The organism is Bacillus sp. 2205SS5-2, from assembly GCF_037024155.1.
GTDB lineage: Bacteria > Bacillota > Bacilli > Bacillales > Bacillaceae_K > Bacillus_CI.
In genome coordinates, this window is record NZ_JAYKTS010000039.1 from 26,208 (window position 1) to 32,207 (window position 6,000).

Here is a 6,000-nt window from a genome sequence, read left to right on the forward strand (position 1 = left end):
GGGTGAAAAATCGGAAATTCATCAAGAATTTCCGATTTTTCTTCATTTTTGACTAATTCGACTCAAAAAATTCGAAGAAGAAGGAGGTTTTATGTAGAAATTAGTATAAATAGATCGGAAAAGAGGTGTTTTCGGGATTTTTTGGTTGTGAGTTAGTCGAATTAAAGACTATAATAATGGTAAGATTCGTTTGTGGCGATGTGACTGGTTGGAGTGGGAGGAGTATGAAGATGGAGCTCATGATCAATACGCTTTTACTCAATCATCTATTTATTCTTGTGGTTACTATAATTGGATTACTTATTTTGGATCACTACATTACCTGTTTTTCTAGCGTTCGAAGGCGAAGAGTTTTTATTTTTATCGTAGCATCCATTTCAATCATTTTCTGTATAGTTTTTTCTTTCCAACTTACATCTGATTTTCAGTATGATCTTCGAATCATTCCGATGATTCTTGGGGGGTTATACGGTGGACCTTGGGTTGCCTTAGGGTTGTTCCTAGTCACGATGTCGGTGAGAGCAATAACAGAAGGATACGGAATTCTTTCCACGTTGATTAATAATGGACTTTTCCTCTTGATTGCAGGGATGCTTTCAAAGAAATTTTGGCAATATTCTAGTAAAAAGCGAATTGTTGTAGGAAGTTTGTTAATCTCTCTGTCCCCTATGTTTGCTTATACAGTGGCCAATTTGTTGTGGGGACTATATATTCCGATAGAAATCATTCTAGTGGGGATGTTTGTTTGTATTCTTTGTATGTTTATGATTGTTTTAATCGTTGAATTTATTATTAATCATTATCTGTTAAAACACAAAATGGTATATGCGGAAAAAATGGAAATGGTCAGTAGCATGGCAGCCAGTGTGAGCCATGAAATCCGAAATCCATTGACGACTACAAAGGGTTTTTTACAACTATTAAAAGAAACAGAGACAGATTCTGTAAAGCTTCAATATGTAACCTTGTCTCTATCAGAATTAGAAAGAGCCGAAGAAGTAATTAATGATTTTCTGACGTTTGCAAAACCAACGTTAGATCAATTTCAAACGTTATCTTTAAAAGATGAGGTCGACGAATTAATAGAAGTAATCCGACCGATGGCTAACATGAATAGCGTTCAAATTGTGTCGGAAATTGAGGATTTTGCAATTCGTGGTGATAAAAACCGTTTTAGGCAGGCGCTTCTTAATCTACTAAAAAACAGTATTGAAGCAATGCCGACAGGGGGAAGTTTAAGTCTGAAAACCAATACCACCAAAGAAGAAGGCATATTAGTGATTTGTGATTCCGGCATTGGCATGACAGCGGAGCAAATTAAAAGATTGGGTGAGCCATTTTTTACGACAAAGAATCATAACGGGACAGGATTGGGAATGATGGTTACATATCAAATACTTGAGCAAATGAGCGTGAAAATGTATGCCCAAAGTAAACTTGGAGAAGGATCTAGCTTTCGTCTAGTTTTTTCATTAATGCCGAAATCCCGTTTATAAGATTGCGCTAAAAAGGGGGAGGGACACTCTTCCTTTTTAGCGCTTTGTTTTACGTTTAAAGTGTTTCAAACTCTTCCTAGTTAATAAGGGAATGGAGTAATCTAAACAGGCGGAAAATCTTGATGAATTTCCGCCTGTTCAATGGGGCCCCTAACAATTATGCTTAAAAAGAGACGCTGTTTGCTGTTCCATGACCGGATGTTCGTGCTCTTTGAAGAACTATTACAAACATGACTTTACCAGCTTCGTACATATTGTTTAGGTGCTTGAATGTCTACACCGAGAACTTGAGCCGCCTGTTTTGGCCAGTACGGATCTCGCAATAATTCTCGACCAATCATGATGAGATCGGCCCGGTCATTTTGAAGAATTTCTTCTGCTTGTAACCCACTAGTGATTAACCCCACTGCTCCTGTTGAAATTTCGGCCCCGTGCTTAATGATTTCAGAAAGCTTCACCTGATACCCAGGGAAGACAGGAATTTCCGCAGGAACCACAGCCCCTGAACTAACATCAATTAAATCGACACCTTGTTTCTTCATCCAAAGACTCATCTGAGCGTAATCTTTTGCAACTAAACCTTCAGGATGGTAATCATCTGCTGAGACTCGTACCAATAAAGGCCCTTGCCAAACTGCGCTGATTTCATCGATAATTTCTCGTAAGAACTGATAGCGTTTTTCTGGGCTTCCGCCATAAAAATCTTGGCGATGGTTGGTTAGTGGTGATAAAAATTCATTGATTAAATACCCATGTGCTGCATGAATTTCGATGACATCATATCCCACCTTTTTTGCTCTGAGCGCCGCCTCTTTAAAAGCATGGATAGTTTGTTGAATGTCCTGTAGTGTCATTTCTTTTGGTGTCTTCATTTTTTCATTAAAGGGAAGTGCTGATGGTGCCAAGATTTCCCCGTCTATCATAGCTTTTCGGCCTGCATGAGCAAGTTGTATGCCGATAGCGCTACCTTGTTCTTTGACTAAAGATACTAGCTGAGATAATCCCTCGATATGCTCATCTGACCAAATTCCTAAATCCTGATTTGAAATTCTTCCTTGAGGAGTAATAGCTGTCGCTTCTTGTAGAATTAAACCTGTACCCCCAACAGCTCGACTAGTATAATGTGTTTTATGCCAATTTTCTACTTTTCCATTTTCATTGTGAGACGAATACATGCACATAGGAGCCATGACTATTCGGTTTTTTATCGTAAGTTGTTTAATTTGAAATGATTCAAAAAGTTTCGTTTTCATTTGAATCCTCCTATTTCGTTTGGTGTTCATACTTTATAGTATAGCAAGCAAAGAAATGAGAAGGAAAGGATGTGCCTATCTTTTTAATAATCATCCACAATTTAGAAAGAGATGAAGGAACTACGTTTGAATTCCCAGTTCAGAGACGATATAAGAAGTATCTGATTTCGGAATTAAATTTTGGTGTTTTTTCTAAACCGTTACTCAAAAAGGGTTTTTCAGATAAAGTATAAAAATGTAAAATGGGAAATGGAGTGTGTTTCTGTCTTCCTTTCACCCGGTTAATCCTAGTGTGCCTAGAGAAACGTACCCTGTATTGCTGAAAATTATTTAGCTATATATTAGTTTTATAAGGTTAGAGAATTGAGTAATGGGGAAGAGTTCAGTATAACAATTACAAAGGTAATAATTTAAGGTTTTTTCGCAAAGAACGTTGCTTTTCTCAGCAGTATATCATCCGAAAAAGATTGGCTTCAGAGCACCTTTTCGTCTATTTTTGCTGGAAATTAACAGTGAAATGGAGGATTTAATCAAAAATCAGATGAAATAGCCACAATATATACGAAATGAGTCTAAATTAAATTGCAATAAGGTATACAAAAAGAGCTCAGCATAGAGCACCATTTATATTTCACTAACCCTTTTTCCGTTTGTAAGAATGCTGATCTGTGGAGTGAAGAAGGGGGTTTGAGCACTGCATAATCAAAACTAGCAATTTCGTATAGGGGGATATAAGATGGAGCGTAATAATACCTTAACAGGAACCGTTTTTTTATCAAAGCTTATAACACAATATGCTCATATTCATGAAAAAACAGTTGGAAAAACGGCGAATGAATATATCCGTCAAATTGGTTTTCGTACTGGAGAGTGGATTGAGGGTTTTTACGGAGAAAAAAATTCAACTTGGACTGTAAATCAATATGCCGAAGTTATTGTAGATTTAAAGAATTCAATTGGTGGTCATTTTTATATTACATCCGTACATCCCGATCATGTTGTTGTAAAAGCAAAGGCTTGCCCATTCGGTGATGTCGTAAAGGATGCTCCTCATTTATGTAATATGACTTCCAGTGTATTTGGCGGGATTGCGTCACGTAAATTTGGCTATTCAGAAGTCTTTCTGCGAAAACGAATAGCAGTTGGTGACCCAGGTTGTGAAGTTGCAGTCTATTTTCGTCAAACAGACGAGACAGAAGAAGAAATAGATGGGGATGTATATGAAAATTTGAAGCATACTCCTGATCAAGGAAACCCTTTTCGGTGGGAAGAAGAAGCGCTTCTTATGTTAAACGAACAATTAAAAAGAAGTGATGAACTGGTGATGAAGCTACTAGGAGAACTAGAGGAATTGCGCAATCAAGTGAAACAAGAAAATCGCTCTTAATCTAAGTAACTGTAGTTTTCCGGATAGGAGATTATTGTTCTACTTAGACGTCGGGCTATTCGACAAGTCTATGTTCCTTAATAAATACCTTTCTAGCTCTTTTTCTTGCCAATAAGTTCTTCGTCTTTTTGATGATTTTAAGGGGCATCACAGATGAAATTTTTTTTCGTTTTTTCTGCATCCATCCTAACTAATTTCTTGAAGAGACGGAAAAAGAGGTGTTGTCCGAGAAATAAAGGATTTTCGCCATGAAAAAATAAACGAAAAGGGTCCAAATCTTTTAGGTTTGGACACTTTCTAATACGCGGAAAAGGAGTGTTTTTTTGATTTAGAAATCATGGGTTGCTTGGGATCGTGCAGAATAGTGGGCTCGAAGGACGATGAACAAGGCTCTTTTATCGACTGGTACGAAATGCAACATTCTTTGCGAACAACAGCTATTAACAAACAGGTTCTGCTTATCTAATATTGTTCATTTTCTCTGATAAGTCGTTCTGAACTTGAAGTCGAAGTGTTTTTGCTTGTCGTGTAGCTGCATCTATACATTGTGAAAGGGCGACGTCTACAGAACGTGTTTCGAGGATGTGAATGCCCATTTCGGTTGTTCCACCTGGACTTGTAACATCTTTTCGGAGGTCAACAGCTCTTTTAGGAGATGATTTTAGCATTTTTCCAGCTCCATAAAATGTCTCTTTTACAAGAAGAGAGGCGGTTTGTTTGTCTAGTCCTAATTTTTCCGCTGCGGCTTCCATTTGTTCAACCAAATAATAAAAATAAGCGGGTCCACTTCCAGTAAGGGCTGTGACTAGATCGAGCTGATCTTCTTCGATGCACGTAACAAATCCGATTGATTGGAAAAGAGAATGGGTCGTTTCTATTAAAGAAGTATTCATAGATGAATTAAATGTGAGCGCAGTTGTAGAGTGACCTACCGCTGCAGAGGTATTAGGCATTGCACGCGTGATTGGTAAATCTAACCCGATCATTTCTGCAAGAAGCTTTGTAGAAATTCCAGCCATAACACTAATGACCAGAACCTCTTTTGAGAGAAAAGGTTTAATGGAAGAAATCGTTTCGTAAGCATCTTTTGGCTTTACGGCTAGTAGGACGACTTGAACATTTTTCAATAACAAGGATAGGTCATAGGTTGAGTGAATATTGAATTTTTTGGAAAGAAATTCTAACCTTTTTTGATTACGTTTATTCGTTATCCAAACCTCTTTATTATTTAGAGCTCCTGCTTTTAAAGTACCTGTGAGGATGGCCTCTGTCATAGATCCTGCCCCGATAAAAACCGTTTTCATTTTGACCCCTCCTTTTCTTTTGTTTAGGCTGTACTCGCAAAGAGCATGGTTTTCGAATAAGAGTGAAATTCTTTACTGGTAGGACTAGTTGCTCTTTTCCTAAGGCTGCTTTGCAAAGTTTGTGGCTTTTTGAATCAGTTGATTATCTAGGATATAGCTTTGTTTCGGGCATCATTTCGTCTATTTTTGATGGAATTCAACAGTGAAATGGAAGATTTAATCAAAAATATGATGAAATAGCCACAATGTATACGAAAAACTCGATGGCAGCGCTCACGTCACCCCGCCACCGCCTATCATGAAAAAAAGTAACTTCAATCCCAATAACGGTATAAACCCGGTATGTTTGAGGCAAACTTACTAATTTGACGATGCCTAAATATGCCTTTTTTCATACAAAGAGCTTTTGTATATCTTCAAGAGTGTTGATTAACCAATTAAATCCATTAAAAAACTACAAAAAAGGACGCCCTTTTAGTAAAATTGTTGTTACGACACAAACAATTTAAAAAGGAGCGTCCCTATGAAACAGTCTACCACTTTCCCAAATTTGATTCAAA

At 37.5% G+C, this 6,000-nt stretch carries 4 protein-coding genes; 2 read left to right on the plus strand and 2 right to left on the minus strand.

The annotated features are described in order from the left end of the window. Positions 1–230 precede the first annotated feature (230 nt). Complete coding sequence (locus U8D43_RS18700) at positions 231–1,496, plus strand: ATP-binding protein (RefSeq protein WP_335872684.1); 1,266 nt, start codon at positions 231–233, stop codon at positions 1,494–1,496. 236 nt (positions 1,497–1,732) lie between these two features. On the opposite strand, the gene namA is transcribed toward U8D43_RS18700, so the two are convergent. Continuing rightward, positions 1,733–2,749: an NADPH dehydrogenase NamA gene (namA, locus tag U8D43_RS18705; protein WP_335872685.1), complete on the minus strand. Its 1,017-nt coding sequence runs from the start codon at positions 2,747–2,749 to the stop codon at positions 1,733–1,735. Positions 2,750–3,485: 736 nt separating this feature from the next. Between namA and U8D43_RS18710 the strand changes: the two genes are divergently transcribed. Next, entirely contained in the window at positions 3,486–4,136 is a 651-nt protein-coding gene (locus U8D43_RS18710) for a methanogen output domain 1-containing protein (protein ID WP_335872686.1), read from the plus strand. Positions 4,137–4,594: 458 nt separating this feature from the next. On the opposite strand, the gene proC is transcribed toward U8D43_RS18710, so the two are convergent. Beyond that, complete coding sequence (proC, locus tag U8D43_RS18715; protein WP_335872687.1) at positions 4,595–5,440, minus strand: pyrroline-5-carboxylate reductase; 846 nt, start codon at positions 5,438–5,440, stop codon at positions 4,595–4,597. Between the last annotated feature and the right edge of the window lie 560 nt (positions 5,441–6,000).